The sequence below is a fragment of the Xenophilus azovorans DSM 13620 genome, assembly GCF_000745855.1.
GTDB classification, from domain to species: domain Bacteria; phylum Pseudomonadota; class Gammaproteobacteria; order Burkholderiales; family Burkholderiaceae_C; genus Xenophilus; species Xenophilus azovorans.
In genome coordinates, this window is the sequence record NZ_KN050767.1 from 14,200 (window position 1) to 29,820 (window position 15,621).

15 protein-coding genes are annotated in these 15,621 nt (G+C 72.7%); 1 reads left to right on the forward strand and 14 read right to left on the reverse strand.

Going from position 1 to position 15,621, the window contains the following annotated elements; translation table 11 throughout:
- Positions 1-7: 7 nt before the first annotated feature.
- The 7 genes from Q392_RS29165 to Q392_RS29195 all read right to left on the reverse strand — a co-directional run bounded on the left by Q392_RS29165 (position 8) and on the right by Q392_RS29195 (position 7,544).
- Positions 8-577 carry a hypothetical protein gene (locus tag Q392_RS29165; RefSeq protein ID WP_038217588.1) on the reverse strand — a complete coding sequence of 190 codons (570 nt, stop codon included), beginning with the start codon at positions 575-577 and terminating at the stop codon, positions 8-10.
- Between the two features lie 14 nt (positions 578-591).
- On the reverse strand, positions 592-984 hold the full coding sequence (locus tag Q392_RS29170) for a hypothetical protein (RefSeq protein WP_038217591.1): 393 nt from the start codon (positions 982-984) through the stop codon (positions 592-594).
- Positions 985-1,002: 18 nt separating this feature from the next.
- On the reverse strand, positions 1,003-1,881 hold the full coding sequence (locus tag Q392_RS29175; RefSeq protein ID WP_038217594.1) for an SEL1-like repeat protein: 879 nt from the start codon (positions 1,879-1,881) through the stop codon (positions 1,003-1,005).
- Position 1,882: 1 nt separating this feature from the next.
- The gene (locus Q392_RS29180) at positions 1,883-3,055 is read right to left on the reverse strand and encodes a hypothetical protein (protein WP_051954078.1); all 1,173 of its coding nucleotides are present in this window, start codon (positions 3,053-3,055) and stop codon (positions 1,883-1,885) included.
- A 73-nt stretch (positions 3,056-3,128) separates the two neighbouring features.
- Positions 3,129-3,551, reverse strand: a complete 423-nt coding sequence (locus Q392_RS29185) for a hypothetical protein (protein ID WP_051954079.1) — start codon at positions 3,549-3,551, stop codon at positions 3,129-3,131.
- A 29-nt stretch (positions 3,552-3,580) separates the two neighbouring features.
- Positions 3,581-7,066: a beta strand repeat-containing protein gene (locus tag Q392_RS29190; RefSeq protein WP_051954080.1), complete on the reverse strand. Its 3,486-nt coding sequence runs from the start codon at positions 7,064-7,066 to the stop codon at positions 3,581-3,583.
- A 118-nt stretch (positions 7,067-7,184) separates the two neighbouring features.
- Positions 7,185-7,544 (reverse strand): hypothetical protein, encoded by a 360-nt coding sequence (locus Q392_RS29195; protein ID WP_038217597.1) that lies wholly within the window; start codon positions 7,542-7,544, stop codon positions 7,185-7,187.
- 503 nt (positions 7,545-8,047) lie between these two features.
- Here Q392_RS29195 and Q392_RS29200 point away from each other — a divergent pair.
- Positions 8,048-8,674: a hypothetical protein gene (locus Q392_RS29200; protein WP_051954081.1), complete on the forward strand. Its 627-nt coding sequence runs from the start codon at positions 8,048-8,050 to the stop codon at positions 8,672-8,674.
- Positions 8,675-8,681: 7 nt separating this feature from the next.
- On the opposite strand, the gene Q392_RS29205 is transcribed toward Q392_RS29200, so the two are convergent.
- The 7 genes from Q392_RS29205 to Q392_RS29235 form a co-directional block, all read right to left on the reverse strand.
- Positions 8,682-9,878: a fumarylacetoacetate hydrolase family protein gene (locus Q392_RS29205; RefSeq protein WP_038217600.1), complete on the reverse strand. Its 1,197-nt coding sequence runs from the start codon at positions 9,876-9,878 to the stop codon at positions 8,682-8,684.
- A 44-nt stretch (positions 9,879-9,922) separates the two neighbouring features.
- Positions 9,923-10,846, reverse strand: a complete 924-nt coding sequence (locus tag Q392_RS29210) for a glutaminase (protein ID WP_038217603.1) — start codon at positions 10,844-10,846, stop codon at positions 9,923-9,925.
- A complete protein-coding gene (locus Q392_RS29215; protein WP_038217618.1) occupies positions 10,843-11,757 on the reverse strand; it encodes a DMT family transporter in 915 nt (304 codons plus the stop codon). Before Q392_RS29215 ends, Q392_RS29210 begins: the two co-directional genes overlap by 4 nt.
- Positions 11,758-11,826: 69 nt before the next feature.
- Positions 11,827-12,321, reverse strand: a complete 495-nt coding sequence (locus Q392_RS29220; protein WP_038217621.1) for a BON domain-containing protein — start codon at positions 12,319-12,321, stop codon at positions 11,827-11,829.
- 26 nt (positions 12,322-12,347) lie between these two features.
- Positions 12,348-13,760: an amidohydrolase family protein gene (locus Q392_RS29225; RefSeq protein ID WP_038217624.1), complete on the reverse strand. Its 1,413-nt coding sequence runs from the start codon at positions 13,758-13,760 to the stop codon at positions 12,348-12,350.
- 28 nt (positions 13,761-13,788) lie between these two features.
- Positions 13,789-14,541: a sulfite exporter TauE/SafE family protein gene (locus Q392_RS29230; RefSeq protein ID WP_038217626.1), complete on the reverse strand. Its 753-nt coding sequence runs from the start codon at positions 14,539-14,541 to the stop codon at positions 13,789-13,791.
- Positions 14,542-14,555: 14 nt separating this feature from the next.
- Positions 14,556-15,566: a Bug family tripartite tricarboxylate transporter substrate binding protein gene (locus Q392_RS29235; protein ID WP_084217482.1), complete on the reverse strand. Its 1,011-nt coding sequence runs from the start codon at positions 15,564-15,566 to the stop codon at positions 14,556-14,558.
- Positions 15,567-15,621: the final 55 nt, after the last annotated feature.

A 15,621-nucleotide genomic window follows, 5' to 3' on the forward strand; every position in this document is an offset into this window, starting at 1 on the left:
AGCCTGCTCAGGAGCCTCCGGCCGGCTTCAGCGGCAGCGCGATGGCCAGGCCCGGCCCCGCGGTGCTGTCGGGCGGCATACCGTCGTTGATCACCAGGCGCAGCTGCGTCTCCGAAGGCGGCACGCTGCCCAGGAACACCAGGCGCCCCTGCATCGTGTCGCCCGACATGATGCGCAGGTAGCGGTTGTCCGGCGGGCGCTTGAGCATCAGCCGGTTGCCCGCGGAGTCGGCGAGGTAGGTCTCGCTCTCGGCGAGGTTGGTGAAGTTGGTGCGCCGGTTCTCGAAGGAGGCGCTGATGTCCAGGATGGTGGCGTCCTCGCCCATCTCGACGGACTTGACGCGCACCGTCAGGCCCGCGCTGGCGGTGCCCTGCACGCTCATCGGCACCTGGCGCGGCGCGGCCGGTGCTGCCGCGGGCGCCGGAGCGGCGACCACGGGCGGCGGCGCGGCAGGCGCAGGCGCCCCGGCGGCGGGGGCCGGCGCGGGAGGAGCGGCCGCCGGGGCCGGCGGCTGCGCGCTCTCGCCGCAGGCGGCCAGCGCCAGCGCGCAGGCGGCCAGCACGGCGGCGCTTCGCACGGATCGTTCCTCGCTCATTGGATGGTGATGCTGTTGACGTTGGCGCCCGCCGGCCGCTGGCCCTTCTTGTCGGCGCAATCCTTGCCGTCGACGTGCACGTCGCGCACGTTGCGGCCCTGCACGATGATGGTGCGGCCCTTCAGGCTCTGGCCGTCGATGTTGACGCTGTTCACGTTCGCCACGCCGTCGGTGCAGCCGGTCTGCACGCTGCGCACGCTGTTGCCGGTGACCTCGATGCGGTTGGTGCCGCCGCCGGGGTTGTCGATGACCGTGGTGGTGGTGTCGCCCTGGCCGCCACCGCTGCCGGCGGCCATCGCGGCCACGGGCGCCAGGCCGCATGCCGCCAGCAGGCACAGCGGCCACAGGCGGTGCATCGGCCGCGGATGCTTCATCGGGAAGTCGAACATGGCTGTGGCCTCACTCTCTCACTGCGGGGTTCGGGGAAGCTGCGCCGCCCCTCCACTGCCGGGCAGGCCGGGCGGCGGCGCCGGCACGGGGCGCGGCGGCTGGTCGGAAGGCGCAGCGGCCTCCTGCTGCGCCTGCGCCGCGCCCAGGCCGGGCAGGCGGCTGGTCAGCGGCGTGCTCGCCTGCGGCGGCGGCGCGGCGGGTGCGCCGGCCGCGGCCTCGGCGCCCGGCGCCGTCGAGCGGCGCAGGTTCTGCTCCAGCTCGCCGGCGAAGCGGTCGGCCAGGGCGCGCTCTTCCTGCGCCATGTGGCTGCCCAGCGAGGCGATGGTCTCGGAGGCCTGCTTCGCCTCGGTGCTGCCGGGGATGGCCAGCCGCTGCGCCAGCCGGGCGTAGCCCAGCGCCTTCACGTTGTCGTTGGGCGCGCCCTGGCCCGAGCGGTACATGTCGCTCAGGCGCTGCATCGCGCGCGGGTCGCCGCGCACCGCCGCCAGCAGGTACCAGCGGTAGGCCTGCCCGATGTCGGAAATGCCGGTGCGGTTGCTCTGGTAGGCGTCGCCCAGCAGCGTCAGCAGGTTGGGGTTGTTGGTGCGCAGCGCGTCTTCCTTGAGGCGCGCCAGCTCGTTGGCGTACAGCGGCCCCTGGCAGCCGGGCTGCGCCACGCCGCGCTCCAGCGCCTGCCGGCACGACTCGACGTAGCGCGCGCCGGTGTCGGCGCTGGGCGAAGCGGTGGCGCCGGCGGGGCCCACGGGCGCGGCGGCGGTCGAGCGCGCCGCGGCCGACGAGGCGGTGCCGGCGGCCGAGGTCTGCGCCAGGGCCGCGGGCGCCGCCGCGAGCCAGGCGGCGGCCCACAGCGCCCCGCTCAGGGCGGCAGCGGCGGCATGCAAGCGCGGCAGGCGCATCTCAACCACCCGTCGTTCCTGCCGGCGCCGCCGGCGGCTCGGTGGCCGGCATCGCGGCCGGCGCCGCGACGATGGGCGGCGTGCCCGGCACCGGCACGCCGAAGAACAGCGGCTCGAAGGCCTGCCAGGTGGTCACGTCCACCGTCTCGCCCAGTTGCGGGAAGCGCTGCGAATAGACCGCACGGATCGCCTCGCGCGTCGGGTCGTCCAGCTTCTGCGTCACGGTGACCTGCTGGCCGTACTTCTGCAGCATCACCTGCACCAGGCCGATCTTCAGCTCGGGCGACAGCCGCTCGAAGGCGGCGCGCATGTTCTCCAGCACCACCGGGTCCTGCCCGCCGGCGGGAATGCAGCGCCAGTAGGGCGTGTTGGTGGCCTTGCCCATCAGCTCCAGCACGCTCAGGTCGACCAGCGTGCGGATGGCCGAGTGCCGGCCCTGCAGGTACTTGCCCTCCAGCTTGAAGCCGAAGGAGTCGCCGTAGAAGCCGAGGCTGGCGTTGTCCTCGGTGCTCAGGTTCAGCACGCGGATGACGTTGGCCGACTGCACGCGCGGCACCATCTGCTGCGTGCTGAAGCTCACCAGGTTCAGGTCCAGCGCGAGCGAGGACAGGATGGCGGTGCGCTTGAAGTCGGCGCCGATGTTGGTCTCGCCCTTGCCGTTGCCGAACTCGACGCTGGCCGAGTTGGAACGCCCCGCGCCGGACAGCGCGCGGTCGAACTCGGTGAGCGCGCCGGTGATGAGGAAGTCCGGCATCGTCACCCCGAAGCGCGCGCCCAGCTGCGCCTGCGAGATCAGGTAGTCCGGGTGGTAGGGCACGTAGACCACGCGCGCGCCGATGCGGTTGACGGCGGTGCGCACCATCTCCGTGATGTCGCCCGGGATCTCGGCGCCCACCAGCGGGTGCGACAGGTTGGTCGCGTCGGCGATGTTGCGGGTCTGGATGTAGACCACCGGATCGCCGTCCTTGTAGATGTCGAGCATGTGGCCGAAGCAGCCCAGCGCGTTGGCGTAGGCGCTGAGGTTGGCCGAGGGCAGCTCCTTGGCCGCCTCGCGCTCGGCCATGAGCTTGTTGGCGTCGCTGATCGCGTTGTCGGTGGTCGCGCAGCCGGCGAGCACGAGCAGCGACAGGCAGAGCGTCCCGAGGCGAAGGCGGGTCCTTGTGCGGGGTGTCATTCGATGCGAGGAAGTGTTGTCGTTGTTCGTTGCCGCGCGGCCGGCCGGTGCGGCGCGCGGGCTGCGGCCGCCCTCAGCGGCCGTTGTTCAGCACGGTGATGTTCTCGACGCCCTGCCCGTCCACGTACAGCGTCACGTTGCCGTTGACGTTGCCCTGGATGGACGGGCTGGCCACGCGGACCGTGCCGTCGGCGCCCTGGGTCACGTTGCTGTAGTCGGTGCGGATCACCAGGTTGGTCTGGTTCGACGGCAGCTTGAGCGTGCCGTCGGGCTGCACCAGCGCGGCCTGCTCGACGATCTTGTCCTTGGCGATGGCGCGCGCGACGCTGGCGCGGGCGGACACCGCCGGCGTCACGCCGTCGACGAGCTTGACGCCGCCGTCGCGCAGGTCGCGGTAGGCCGAGAGCGACTCGTTGTAGTTGACCAGCTGCGCGCTGGCGCAGCAGGCGGCCGACGCTGCGGCGGCGGCCATGGCGATGCGAGCAAGGGTGCGCATGCGGTTCTCCTTCCCGGCCCCGGCGCCGGTCACATGTTCAGCACCGTCACGGCCGGGCCGACGGTGACGGAGCGGTTGATGACGCCGGTGGACGGTGCCGTGACCGTGTAGCCGACGTTGGCGGCCCAGGGCGTGTTGCCGGTGACGCCGGCCGCGCCGGCCATCACGCCGCCGGTGGTGCGGACGGTGCCGGTGGTCATGCCCACGCCCGCCGTCGACTGGTTGCCCACGATGGTGACGACGCCGGCGATGGCGCCGCGGTTGATGACCGAGTTGGACACGCCGCCGGCCATGGCCGTTCCCCGGTTGCCCGCGATCACCACGGCGCCGGTCATCACGCCGCGGTTGACCAGCGAGTTGACCGTGCCGCCCTGCACCGCCGTGCCCTGGTTGCCTGCGATGGTCACGCTGCCGGTCATCAGCCCGCGGTTGTCCACGCTGTTGACGGTGCCGCCGCCGTTGGTGGTGCCGCGGTTGCCGACGATCGCGATGTTGCTGGCGACGATGTTGCCGGTGCGGCTGTTGCGCACGCTGTTGACCGTGCCGCCGCGGGCCGTGCCGCTGTTGCCGGCGATCACGATGTTGCTGCCGCCGATGCGGCCCTCGTTGTGCACCGAGTTGGCCACGCCGCCGCTGTCGGCGCTGCCCTGGTTGCCCAGGATGGTGATCTGCCCGCCGGCGATGGTGCCGCCGTTGACCACGCTGTTGATCGTGCCGCCGCCGCGCGCGCTGCCGCGGTTGCCGACGATGGCGATGCGGCTGCCGCCGATCGAGCCGCCGTTGTCCACCCCGTTGGCCGTGCCCTTGCCCGACACGCTGCCCTGGTTGCCGGTGATGGCGATCTGCGAGCCGGCGATGTGGCCGCTCTTGCGGTTGCGCACGCTTGCCGCGGCGGCATCGCCGTCGTCGGCCTGCGCGCCGCTGCGGTTGGCCGCGATCGAGAGCTGCGAGCCGTCGATGCGCCCCTCGTCGAGCACGCTGTTGGCCAGCGCCGTCTTGCCGTCGCGGGTGCGCACCTCGTCCGCGCTGTTGCCGGCGATGGTGGCGTGCACGCCCTGCGCCGAGCCGTCGTTGTCGACCATGAAGCTGTTGGCCAGCGCCACGCCCTTCTCGGCCGTGACGCGCAAGGCCGTGTTGCCCATCAGTTGCAGGCTGCCGGCGCGCAGCGCACCCATCACCTGCACCGCGTTGGCGCTGGCGTAGCCCACGCCGCGGTCGATGACGGCGTGGCCGGCGAAGGTGCCTTCCTTGCCTTCGCTGGTCACGTTCTCGGCGCGGTTGTCCGACAGCGTGATGGGCGTGCCCTGCACCTCGCCCCGCCCGTTGATGGCCAGGGCGTTGGCGTTGACGCGGCCGCCGTCGGCGTTGAGCGACTGCGCCGTGTTCTCGCGGATGGCGACCGGCGAGCCCGAGAGCCGCACGCCGTTCTCGCCCTCGAGGTAGACGCCGTTGGCCACCAGGATGCCGTTCTTGGCCGAGCCGATGCCGGCCACCTGGCCGTACACGCCGCCGGTACGCACGTCGTCGGCCCGGTTGCCGCTGAGGGTGATGGGGCTGCCGCTGATGCCCGCATCGCGGTAGGCGCCCAGCGCGTTGACCAGCGCCGTGCCGCCGATGGCCGCGACCTGCGTGGCGCGGTTGTCGCTGACGTTCAGCGGCGAGCCGCTGTCGACGCGGCTGTTCTCGTACAGCACCACCGCGTTGGTCGCGGCGCGGGCGACGCTCTCTTCGCTGAAGGCCTTGCCGGGGCCGGCCATCGAGCTGGCGCCGGTGGACACCTGCGAGGCGGTGTTGCCCGCCACGCGCGTGGCGGCCGACAGCGTCGAGCCCGCCCCTTCGCCGCGTTCCACGCTCACGCTGTTGGCGACCAGCCTGCCGCCCTGCGCCGACAGGTCGGTGGCGGTGTTGTCGGCGAGCGAGACCGAGGAGGCGTCTACCGTGGAGCCGAACACGCCGAGGCTGTTGGCCAGCGCCATCGCGTTCTGCTTCGACGAGAACAGCAGCCCGCCGGCGGCGCTGCCCTCGAAGCCGTTCGACTGGACGTTGCGCGCGGTGTTGCCGGTGATGGAGATGCGCCCGTTGCGCATCGTGGCGCTGCTCAGCAACGCGCTGTTCGCCGCCGCCAGGCCGCCGGAGCCGCGCACGCCGTGCGCCTCGTTGTCGCTCAGCGTGGCGGGCGTGCCCTCCAGCGTGGAGCGCGCATCCAGCACCAGGCTGTTGGCCAGCGAGCGGCCGTTGCGCTCGAACTGGCCGACGGCGCCGCCGACCAGGCTGGCGCTGCCGCCGGAGGTGCTGACGTCGCTCGCCACGTTGCGCGAGAGCGTGGCGTTGCTGTTGCGCGCGGTCGAGTCCTGCAGCCAGATGCTGTTGGCGGCCGCGGCGCCGCCCACGGCGTGCACCCGCTGCGCGCGGTTGTCGGCGAGCGTGTGGCGCGCGCCGCTCGCCACCTCGCTGCCCTGGATCGAGACGCTGTTGGCCAGTGCCGCCGCGCTGGCCTTCACGTCCGCCAGCGCGCCCATCAGCAGCGAGCCCTCGCCGCCATTGGCCGTCACGTCCTGCGCGCGGTTGCCGGTGAAGCGGGCGCGGTACTGCTGCAGCCCGCCGCCCTGCACGTCACCCACGTTGAGGCTGTTGGCCAGCGCGGTGCCGCCGAGCGACTGCAGGCCGTCGGCCTCGTTGCGCTGGTGATCGACGCGCGCGCCCTGCAGGCGGCTGTTGGACAGCAGCACCGCGTTGGCGGCGGAGGTGCCCGTGAGGTCCGCCTGGGCCAGCACGCCCGCGCCGAGCGCGCCGGAGCCGCCGCCGGAGCGCACGTTGCGCCCGGTGTTGTCGGTCTGCGCGATGCGGCTGTCCTCCACCGTGCTGCGCGAGGCGGTGACCGCATTGGCCAGCGCCGATCCGCCGATGGACTGCAGGCCCTGCGCCGTGTTGCGCGTGCTGAGGAATTCGAGCTGCCGCAGGTCGGTCTGGTCGGCCAGCAAGCTGTTGCCCGAGGCCCGGCCCGGCAGCTGCGCCGAGACGATCGCGCCCGCGGCCAGCGAACCCTGGCCGCCGTAGGCGTCGATGTCGCGCGCCGTGTTGTCGGTGATGCGGATGCGGCTGGAAGAGAGTTCGCGCCGGCCGTCGCCGCCCGAGATCAGGGCGCTGTTGGCGCTGGCCACGCCGCCGACGGCGTTGACGAAGCCCTGGACCTGGTTGTTCAGCACGTCGACGCGCGTGCTGTCGATGTTCAGTGCGGACAGGCCGATGGTGTTGGCCTGCGCCGTGGAGACGACGGACAGCGAGCCCGCCATGCCGGCCAGCGCCGACACCTTGCCGCCCGAGGCGGTGATGCGCGCCGGCGCGCGGTTGCCGGCCGAGGTGGCGCGCGTGTCGCCCTTGACGTCGCTGCCGGGGCTGCTCTTGCCCCAGTCCGGACCGTGCAGCACGATCTCCTGGGCCACCGACGTGACGGTCGTCGCCGAGGCGAAGCCGATCACGATCAGCGACGCCAGCGTCTTTTTCCTGAGTTCCATGGGCAGCAAGGCGATCTCCCGCGCGTCGGTGTCTGGGTTCGACCCCGGTGCGCCCGCGGCGCACCGGGAGGAAGCGCTGCCGCGGCCGGCCCGGCGGGCCCCGCGGCGGTCATCGGGCTTACTCGATGTTGACGCTGTTCACGTTGGCGACGGCGCCGCCCGAGGTGATGATGTTGTCGGCCGTGTTGTCGGTCAGGGTGATGCGGCTGTTCTTCACCGTCGAGCCCTTGATGTTCACGCTGTTCACGTTGGCCAGGGCGCTGGCCTCGATGTTCACGCCCTTGGCTGCCACCGAGCCGGAGCCGCCGCTGGTGATGACGTTGCTGGCCTTGTTGCCCGACAGCGTGATGCGGGTGTTTTCCACCGTCGAGCCCATCGAGCCCTTGCCGATGCCGGGGATGGCGACGGTCTGGGCGAAGACCGAGGCGCTGAAGGTGGCGACGAACGCGACGGCGCCGGCTGCGATGAGTTTCTTCATGTGTTCACTCCTTGAGGGATGCGAGGAAAGGGATTGAGAAACGCAGTCCGGTGCGGACCACGGGACGCAATCTAGCCAGCCCTCATGACAGTTCGCCACCAAGATGTAAACCGGTGTTCGATAGACATTCACTTACATCTTGCTGTCGTCAACACCGAATCGCGTGACGAAAGTCACTTCGGTTTTCATGGTGGGTGAGCGGCCACCCTCACGCGCGGCCTCCTCATCCGGTGGGACGAGTCGCCAGAAAACCAATACTTAAGTATCTTTTTTGCGCACACATGCGGCCCGAATCCGGGCTTTTTGCCGGTTCGATCCTGACTATCTCTGTCAACCGCCGGCGGACCCGATGCAACGAAAGTCCGCGCTCAGGAGTTCCTTTTTGAAAACAAAATCCAACAATTAAGACAGTTCGCGTGTGCGCCATGCAGGACGCGTCCGACAGGATTCGGCCTCTCGCCGGCCGACACTCGGGGCCGTTCCGACTGTCCCGTCCGCATCCCATGCCTTGTTTTCGCTTCCCGTCTCTCCCCCATTTCCGCTTCCCCCGCCGCCTGGCCGCCGTCGCATCGACGGGCGCCGCGCTGCTGCTGGCCGCCTGCGGTGCGGACATCCGCTTTCCCGACGACGCAGACATCGCCAAGGCCCTGTCCGCCGACTTCGCGCAGGACGCGGACAACGCCCGGGCGCGCGAGCTGGTGCGCACGCTGGGCGGCGAGACGGGCGCGCTGGACTACCGCATCCGGCAGGTGATCTGGCGCCAGGGCGCCTTCGAGGCCCGCTACGAGGTGAACCTGAAGATGGGCCAGGCCGGCAGCGCCAGCCTGCAGCAGCTCTACGCCACCATGGTCCCGAAGGACGAGGCGGCCAAGCTGCCGCAGCAGACGCTGCCGGCCTACGAGGAGTGGCTGAAGCAGCATGCGGCCACGCTGGAGAAGAGCGACGCGCAGCAGGCCGCGGCCCTGCGCGCCAGCCTGGACAACCTGGGCAAGTGCTACCGCGACGCCAAGGCCGGCGACAGCGTCGCGCTGATGACCGGGCTGGCCGCGCTGATCTCGCCGGCGCGCGACGGCTGGTTCGCGGAGCGGCTGCAGTCGCCCGCCGTGCGGCTGCACTGCCTGCCGCTGTAGGGTCGGTTCAGCCCAGCAGCCCGCGCCCGGCCAGGTTGCGCATCAGCGCGCCGATGCCGAACGCCCAGCGCGGCGCCTGGTCGGCGTGCACCACGCGGTTGACCAGCGCGCCCAGCTCCGGCGCCGAGATGGCGACGCGGTCGCCCACCACGTGGGTGAAGCCCTGGCCGGGGCCGTGGCGGTCCTGCGTGGGCGCGAACATGGTGCCCAGGAAGAGCATGAAGCCGTCGGGGTAGGCGTGGTGCGGGCCGATGGCCTGCGCCACCAGGTCGAGCGGGTCGCGGCTGATCTTCGCCAGCGAGCTGCTGCCCTCGAGCACGAAGCCTTCCGGCCCCTCGACCTTCAGGCCCACGGTGATGCGGCGCACCGCGTCGATGCCGAAGTGCGCGTCGAACAGGCGGATGAAGGGCCCGATGGCGCAGGAGGCATTGTTGTCCTTGGCCTTGCCCAGCAGCAGCGCGCTGCGGCCTTCCACGTCGCGCAGGTTCACGTCGTTGCCGAGCGCCGCGCCTTTGACGCGGCCACGGCTGTCCACGGCCAGCACGACCTCGGGCTCCGGGTTGTTCCAGGCCGACACGGGATGGATGCCGACGTCGGCGCCGGTGCCCACCGCGGCCAGCACCGGGGCCTTGGTGAAAATCTCGGCGTCGGGGCCGATGCCCACTTCCAGGTACTGCGACCAGGCGCCCTGCGCGATCAGCAGTTCCTTGACCTGCGCGGCCTGCGCCGAGCCGGGCACGATGCCGGCCAGGTTGTCGCCCAGCACGCCGGCCAGGCCCGCACGGATGGCCTCGGCCCGGGAGGCGTCGCCGCGCGCCTGCTCCTCGATCACGCGCTCCAGCAGGCTGGCGACGAAGGTGACGCCGCTGGCCTTGACGGCCTGCAGGTCGCACGGCGCCAGCAGCCAGGGGCGGGAAGCGTCCTGTGCGGCGGCCTCGCTGTTGCGCAGCGCGTCGGCCAGGCCGGCGATGCGCGGCGCCGTGCCGTCGTCCAGCGCGCGGCGCACCGCGTCGGCGGGCGCTTCGGCCTCCAGCAGCTCGCTCGCGGTGGGCGCGAGGCGCGAGAGGTCGTGCAGCGCGTCGCCGCGCACGGCGACCGGCACCGGCCCCACGCCGGGCTGCCACAGGCGCCCGACCAGCATCGCGCGGGCGGCGTCCTGCGGCAGGTGGGCGGCGGGGTCGGTGAAGGCGGGGGCGGCGGGCATGCGGTGTCTCCTTGTTGGATGAAAAGCGCGATGTGGGAGTGTCGCTAGAACACCGACAGCCCGGTACGCGCGGCGAACATCTCCAGTGCCTTCATGCCCAGCAGCGAGTTACCCGTCGCGTCGAGCGCGGGCGACCACACGGCCAGCGTCAGCCGGTCGGGCACCACGGCGACGATGCCGCCGCCCACGCCGCTCTTGCAGGGCAGGCCGATGCGGAAGGCGAAGTCGCCCGCCGCGTCGTAGGTGCCGCAGGTGAGCATCAGCGCGTTGATGCGGCGCGCCTGGCGCTCTGTCACCACGTTCTCGCCGACGTCGAAGGGATGCACGCCGTCGCGGCACAGGTAGCCGGCGGCGCGGGCGAGCTGCAGGCAGCTCATCGACAGCGCGCACTGGTGGAAGTACAGGTCCAGCACGGCGCCCACGTCGTGGTCGAGCTTGCCGAAGCTCTTCATGAAGTTGGCCAGCGCGACGTTGCGGAAACCCGTGGACGCTTCCGAGGCCGCGACCTCGCGGTCGAAGTCCACCGGCTCGCCGGCCAGGTGGCTCATGAAGCCGGCCAGCGAGCCCTTCGCGTCGCCGCCGTAGAGGCTCACGATGCGGTCGGCCACGGCGATGGCGCCGGCATTGATGAAGGGGTTGCGCGGCTTGCCGTGCTCGCTCTCGAGCTGCACCAGCGAGTTGAACGGGTTGCCCGAGGGCTCGCGGCCGATGCGCTCCCACAGCGCCGCCTCGGGCAGGTGGCGCATCGCCAGCGTCAGCGTGAAGAGCTTGGAGATGCTCTGGATCGAGAAGGGCGTACGGCCGTCGCCGGCGGCCGCCTCCTCGCCCTCGCGGGTGCGCAGCGCGATGCCGAAGCGCCGCGCGTCGACCCGTGCCAGCGCGGGGATGTAGCGGGCCACCTCGCCCTCGCGGCCCGCCTCGGGCGCCAGGGCTTCGGCGATGTCGTCGAGCACGGTCTGGAAGTTCATGCGGCGGCCTCCCGATTCGCGGCCACCCGCCGGTTCACCAGCACGATGCCCAGCGCCACGCCGGCCAGCGCCACGGCCAGCCGCAGCGTCAGCGGCTCGCCCAGCAGCGCCACGCCGAACACCAGCGCGAACAGCGGCGTGAGGAAGGTGAAGGAGGAGATGCGCGTGGCCGGGTAGTGGCGCAGCATCCAGACCCAGGCCAGGTAGCTGGCGAAGGCGCCGACCAGGGTCTGCAGCGCGATGGAGAACCAGGCGTAGGCGGAATAGTCCAGGCGCCACGCCTCGCCGCGCGCGACGGACGCGAAGGGAACGAGCACCGCCGTGACCGCCAGTTGGTAGAACAGCGTCTTCTCGGCGCTGGCCGTGGCCAGCCGGCTGGCGCGGATCACCAGCGTCGTCAGCCCCCACAGCACGCCGGCCGCCAGGGCCAGGGCATCGCCGTAGAGCTGCCCTTCCACCGGGTGGCCGAAGCTTTCGCTGAACGCGAGGAACACGGCCGCGAAGGCCACCGCCAGGCCGGCCCACTGCACGCCGCGCAGCCGCTCGACGGGCACCAGCCGCGGCAGCAGCAGCGCCACCCAGAACGGCGAGCTGTAGAGGAACACCGTCAGCCGCGAGGCGGTGGTGTGCTGCAGGCCCAGGTAGATGCACACGAACTCGCCGGTGAACAGCAGCCCGGCCAGCAGGCCGCCGGGCAGCGTGCCGTCGCGCTCGAACAGCGGCACGCCGCGCCACAGGCACCACAGCCACAGCAGCAGCGTCGCGCCGCCCATGCGCAGCGCGGCCTGCCACATGGGCGGCACCTCGCCGACGGTGGTCTTGATAAGGATCTGCTGCAGGCCCCAGAAGGCGCAGCAGGCCACGAGCAGGGTGACGGCGCGGCCGTCGAGATGGTCTTTGCGGTCGGTCATGCGGACGCGGGGCGCGGGCCCCGCCGGTCGTTGTTCTTCGGCGTTGTCGTCGTGGCGTGCCGGCCGTGCTCAGGGCGCGGCCACCGGATAGGGCGGGCGGCCGCGCGTGCCGGGCATGAGGTCGGTCACCACCTTCTCCACCTCGGGCAGGCCGCGGGCGGCGCGCTCCAGGCGACGTGCGAGGGTACGCGAAGGCACGCAACCTTGCAGGTAGACCCAGCGCCGCTGCACCGTCACCCACACGCTGGCGCGCCGCACGCCGGGCACGGCCGCCAGCGCCGGCCGCACCGCCTCGGCGATGCGGCGGTCGTAGGCATAGGCGTTGGGCTCGGCGCAGCGGCCTGCCAGCCAGCAGCTTGTGCCGCGCTCCAGGCGCGAGTGCATCTGCTCGCGGCGCTCGGCCTCGGTGTAGACGGGACCCTCGGGCACGGGGCAGGCGGGCAGGCCGCGGCTGAGCTGGAAGAAGGGATCGTCGAACCAGTTCCGCTTCGGCTCGCCGGCCGCCTGCGCGGCGCCCGCGCCCAGCGCGGCGGCCAGCAGCATGGCGGCGAGGCGGACAGGCATGCGGCCATCGTAGCCGCCGGGCGGCCTCAGCGCCCTGCGGCAGGCGCGTGCTGCGCGCGGTGCGCGTCCGACACCGGGTGCACCCGTTGGAGGGGGGCGCGCGCCACGTCGCGGCGCGCCACCCCGGCCACCTCGCGCATCAGCGCGCGGGCGTCCCAGTCCACCGGCCAGCCCTGCCACAGGCGCAGCGCGCCGTTCACGAACACGGCGTCGATCTGGTCGCGGTTCGCCAGCCGCACCAGTTCCCAGCCCAGGTCCCAACTCGGCAGCAACTCGGGCACGTCCAGGTCCACGAGCAGGAAGTCGGCGGCGAGCCCGGCATCGATGCGGCCGGTGAGCGCGCCCAGGCCGGCCGCCTCGGCGCCGCGGTGGGTGCCGTGGTCCAGCCAGGTCCAGCCGGCGCCGCAGGAGGAGTCGCCGTTGGACAGGCCATGCGTCAGGCGCTGCGTGGTCTCGGCCGCGTCCATCAGGCGGAAGGCGTCGGCGCGCGTGCCGTCGGTGCCCAGGCCGAAGGGCACGCCCAGAAGCTGCAGCATGCCGGCGTCGAGCACCGCATTGCCCTTCCACGCGCTGGCGACGGGGTTGTAGGCGACGGCGGCGCCGCTGCCCTGCAGCAGGCCCAGTTCGCGGTGGGTGAGCAGCGTGGCGTGCGCCAGCAGGGCGCTGTCGTTGAGGGCGCCGACGGCGTGCAGCAGCTCCAGCGGGCGCAGGCCGCGCGCCACCAGCGAGCGCTCCACGGCGGCCAGGTGCTCGTTGACGTGGGTCTGGAAGCGGCGGCCGGCCTCCTTCGCCAGCGCCGCGACGTCGTGCAGCATGCGGTCGCTCGCCGCCTCGGGGATGGAGATGGCGAGCGAGGGGTGCACGAGCGGGTCGTGCTCGAAGTCGCGCAGGAAGGCCGCGGCGCGGTCGAGGATGCGCCGCACGCCGGCCTCGCCTTCGGTGTTGCCGGCGTCGTTGCAGATCAGCCCCAGCACGCAGCGGATGCCCGCCTCGCGCGCCGCCTGCGCCACGCCGCCCAGCCCCTCCTCGGAGCGCGTGCCGGCGTCGACCACGGTGGTGAAGCCGCCGCGCAGCGACTCCAGCGCCGCCAGCTTGGCCGAGAGGTACGCGGCGCGCTCGTCCAGCACGCCTTCCATCGGCACCCAGATGCGCTTGAAGATCTCCGAGGGCTCGCCGAAGGCCAGCGCCTTGCCGAAGCTCTGCGTGAGGTGCGTGTGGGTGTCGACCAGGCCCGGCATCAGCAGGTGCTGCGGCAGCTCGAGCAGCGGCGCGCCTGGGCAGGCCGCCCGCAGCTCGGCGGCGGGCGCGACCTGCGCGAAGCGTCCGTCCTGCACCGCCACGGCCCAGCCTTCGTGCACGCCGTCGGGACGCAGCAGGCGGCCAGGGGCGATCAGCAGCGGGGCACCCGCGGCGGGCTGGAGTCGTTCGGGGGTCAGCATGGGAAGAAGTCCTCGCAATGTCTCGTGTTCAGCGCGCCAGGAGCAGCCAGACGAACCAGGCGCCGGTGACCAGCAGCAGCACGGCCACGCCGCGCTGCAGCCGGTGCACCGGCAGCCGCCGCGCCGCGCGCTGCCCCGCCAGCGAGCCGGCCAGCAGCAGCACGCCGCACAGCGCGGCCAGCGTCCAGTCGAGCCGCCCGGCCAGCGCGTGCACCGCGCCGGACGACAGCGCGACGGGCAACTGCACCGCCTGCGCCGCCACCACCGAGAACAGCAGCGGCTGGCGCAGCAGCATCAGCGCCGGCAGCAGCAGCACCGGCCCGCCGGTGCCGGTGAGCGCCGAGCCCACGCCCACCGCCAGCCCCAGCGCCGCCAGCGCGGCCGGGCCCAGCGTGACGTCGCCCGGGGCGGCGTGCTGCGGCGCCGCGCGCAGCCCGCGCCAGCCGGCCAGCAGCACCAGCGCCGTCACGCCGGTCATCAGCGCCTTGGCCGGCAGCCAGCGCACCAGCCATGCGCCCACCACCGCGCCAGCCAGCGCCCCCGCCAGCACCGGCCAGCAGCGCAGGGCCAGCGACGGCTGGCGCCGCAGCGGCCCCAGCGCCACCAGCGCGGGCAGCAGGAAGGCCAGCGACGAGGCCGCGATCGCCTGCGGCGCCGGCACCTGCCCCAGCGTGGTGAGCACCGGCACCACCAGCACCCCGCCGATGCCCGTGGCACCGATCAGCGCGCCGGCCAGCAGCACGACGGGCGCGATGATCCAGGCGTGGGCGAGCAGTGTCACGAAAGGGGCGCTCCTTATTCCGCCTTGATGTTGGCCTTGGTCACCACGTCCTGCACGGTGCGGCGCTCCTTCGCCAGATAGTCGCCGAAGGCCGGGCCGGCGAGCACCAGCGGACGCACCGCGATCTCGGCGAGGCGGCGCACCACGTCCGGGTCCTTCATCGTCGTTTCCACCGCCTGCGCGAGCTTCGCGGCCTGCGGCGCCGGCACGCCGGCGGGCGCCAGGATACCCAGCCACGAATCGACCTCCAGGTCCTTCAGCGCCGGCGTCTCGGCCAGCGCCGGCACCTTGGGCGCGATGGCGGCGCGCGCCTTCGAGGTCACGCCCAGGCCCCGGACCTTGCCGTCCTGGATGAAGGGCAGTGCCAGCGACAGCGGCAGCACCGCCAGGTCGAGCTGGCCGCCGGCCACGTCGGTCAGCACCTGCGGGCCGGACTTGTAGGGCACGTGGACGATGTCGATGCCGGCACGCTGCTTGATCAGCTCGGCCGTCACGTGCAGCGAGGTGCCCACGCCGTCGGTACCGAAGTTCAGCGTGCCGGGGTGGGCCCTGGCGTACTCGATGAGCCCCGACGCGTCGGCCGCCGGCAGGTTGGCGCGGCCGACCAGCACGAAGGGCGAGACGCCCACCGTGGCGATGGGCGTGAAGTCCTTGAAGGTGTCGTAGCGCACCGCGGAGGGGTTGACCAGCGGCGCCACGTTCAGCGGGCTGGCGACCGCGAACAGCAGCGTCAGCCCGTCGGGCGCGGAGCGCGCCGCCTTCTGCGTGCCGATGGTGCCGGCCGCGCCGGCCACGTTCTCGATCAGCACCGGCTGGCCCAGCACCTCGCCGAGCTTCGTGTTGACCAGGCGCGCCGTCGCATCGACGCCGCCGCCGGCAGCGAACGGCACAATCAGCGTGATCGGCTTGCCCTGCGCGAACGCAGCGCCCGGCAGCGCGGCGGCCAGGCAGCCGGCGAGTGCGGCGCCCAGCAGTGCGCGGCGGGCAGGGGCGGAAGAAGAGGCGGGAGCGGTGCAGGTCGGCATGGTCGTTTCCTCGATCGGTTGTGAAGACGGACGGACGAAAGAAAGCACCCTGGAG

Excerpts from the sequence above, each read along its gene's own strand:
- Q392_RS29170 (WP_038217591.1), bottom strand. The coding sequence starts at position 984 with ATGTTCGACTTCCCGATGAAGCATCCGCGGCCGATGCACCGCCTGTGG.
- Q392_RS29175 (WP_038217594.1), bottom strand. The coding sequence starts at position 1,881 with ATGCGCCTGCCGCGCTTGCATGCCGCCGCTGCCGCCCTGAGCGGGGCG.
- Q392_RS29180 (WP_051954078.1), bottom strand. The coding sequence starts at position 3,055 with ATGACACCCCGCACAAGGACCCGCCTTCGCCTCGGGACGCTCTGCCTG.
- Q392_RS29185 (WP_051954079.1), bottom strand. The coding sequence starts at position 3,551 with ATGCGCACCCTTGCTCGCATCGCCATGGCCGCCGCCGCAGCGTCGGCC.
- Q392_RS29190 (WP_051954080.1), bottom strand. The coding sequence starts at position 7,066 with ATGGAACTCAGGAAAAAGACGCTGGCGTCGCTGATCGTGATCGGCTTC.
- Q392_RS29195 (WP_038217597.1), bottom strand. The coding sequence starts at position 7,544 with ATGAAGAAACTCATCGCAGCCGGCGCCGTCGCGTTCGTCGCCACCTTC.
- Q392_RS29200 (WP_051954081.1), top strand. The coding sequence starts at position 8,048 with ATGCCTTGTTTTCGCTTCCCGTCTCTCCCCCATTTCCGCTTCCCCCGC.
- Q392_RS29205 (WP_038217600.1), bottom strand. The coding sequence starts at position 9,878 with ATGCCCGCCGCCCCCGCCTTCACCGACCCCGCCGCCCACCTGCCGCAG.
- Q392_RS29210 (WP_038217603.1), bottom strand. The coding sequence starts at position 10,846 with ATGAACTTCCAGACCGTGCTCGACGACATCGCCGAAGCCCTGGCGCCC.
- Q392_RS29215 (WP_038217618.1), bottom strand. The coding sequence starts at position 11,757 with ATGACCGACCGCAAAGACCATCTCGACGGCCGCGCCGTCACCCTGCTC.
- Q392_RS29220 (WP_038217621.1), bottom strand. The coding sequence starts at position 12,321 with ATGCCTGTCCGCCTCGCCGCCATGCTGCTGGCCGCCGCGCTGGGCGCG.
- Q392_RS29225 (WP_038217624.1), bottom strand. The coding sequence starts at position 13,760 with ATGCTGACCCCCGAACGACTCCAGCCCGCCGCGGGTGCCCCGCTGCTG.
- Q392_RS29235 (WP_084217482.1), bottom strand. The coding sequence starts at position 15,566 with ATGCCGACCTGCACCGCTCCCGCCTCTTCTTCCGCCCCTGCCCGCCGC.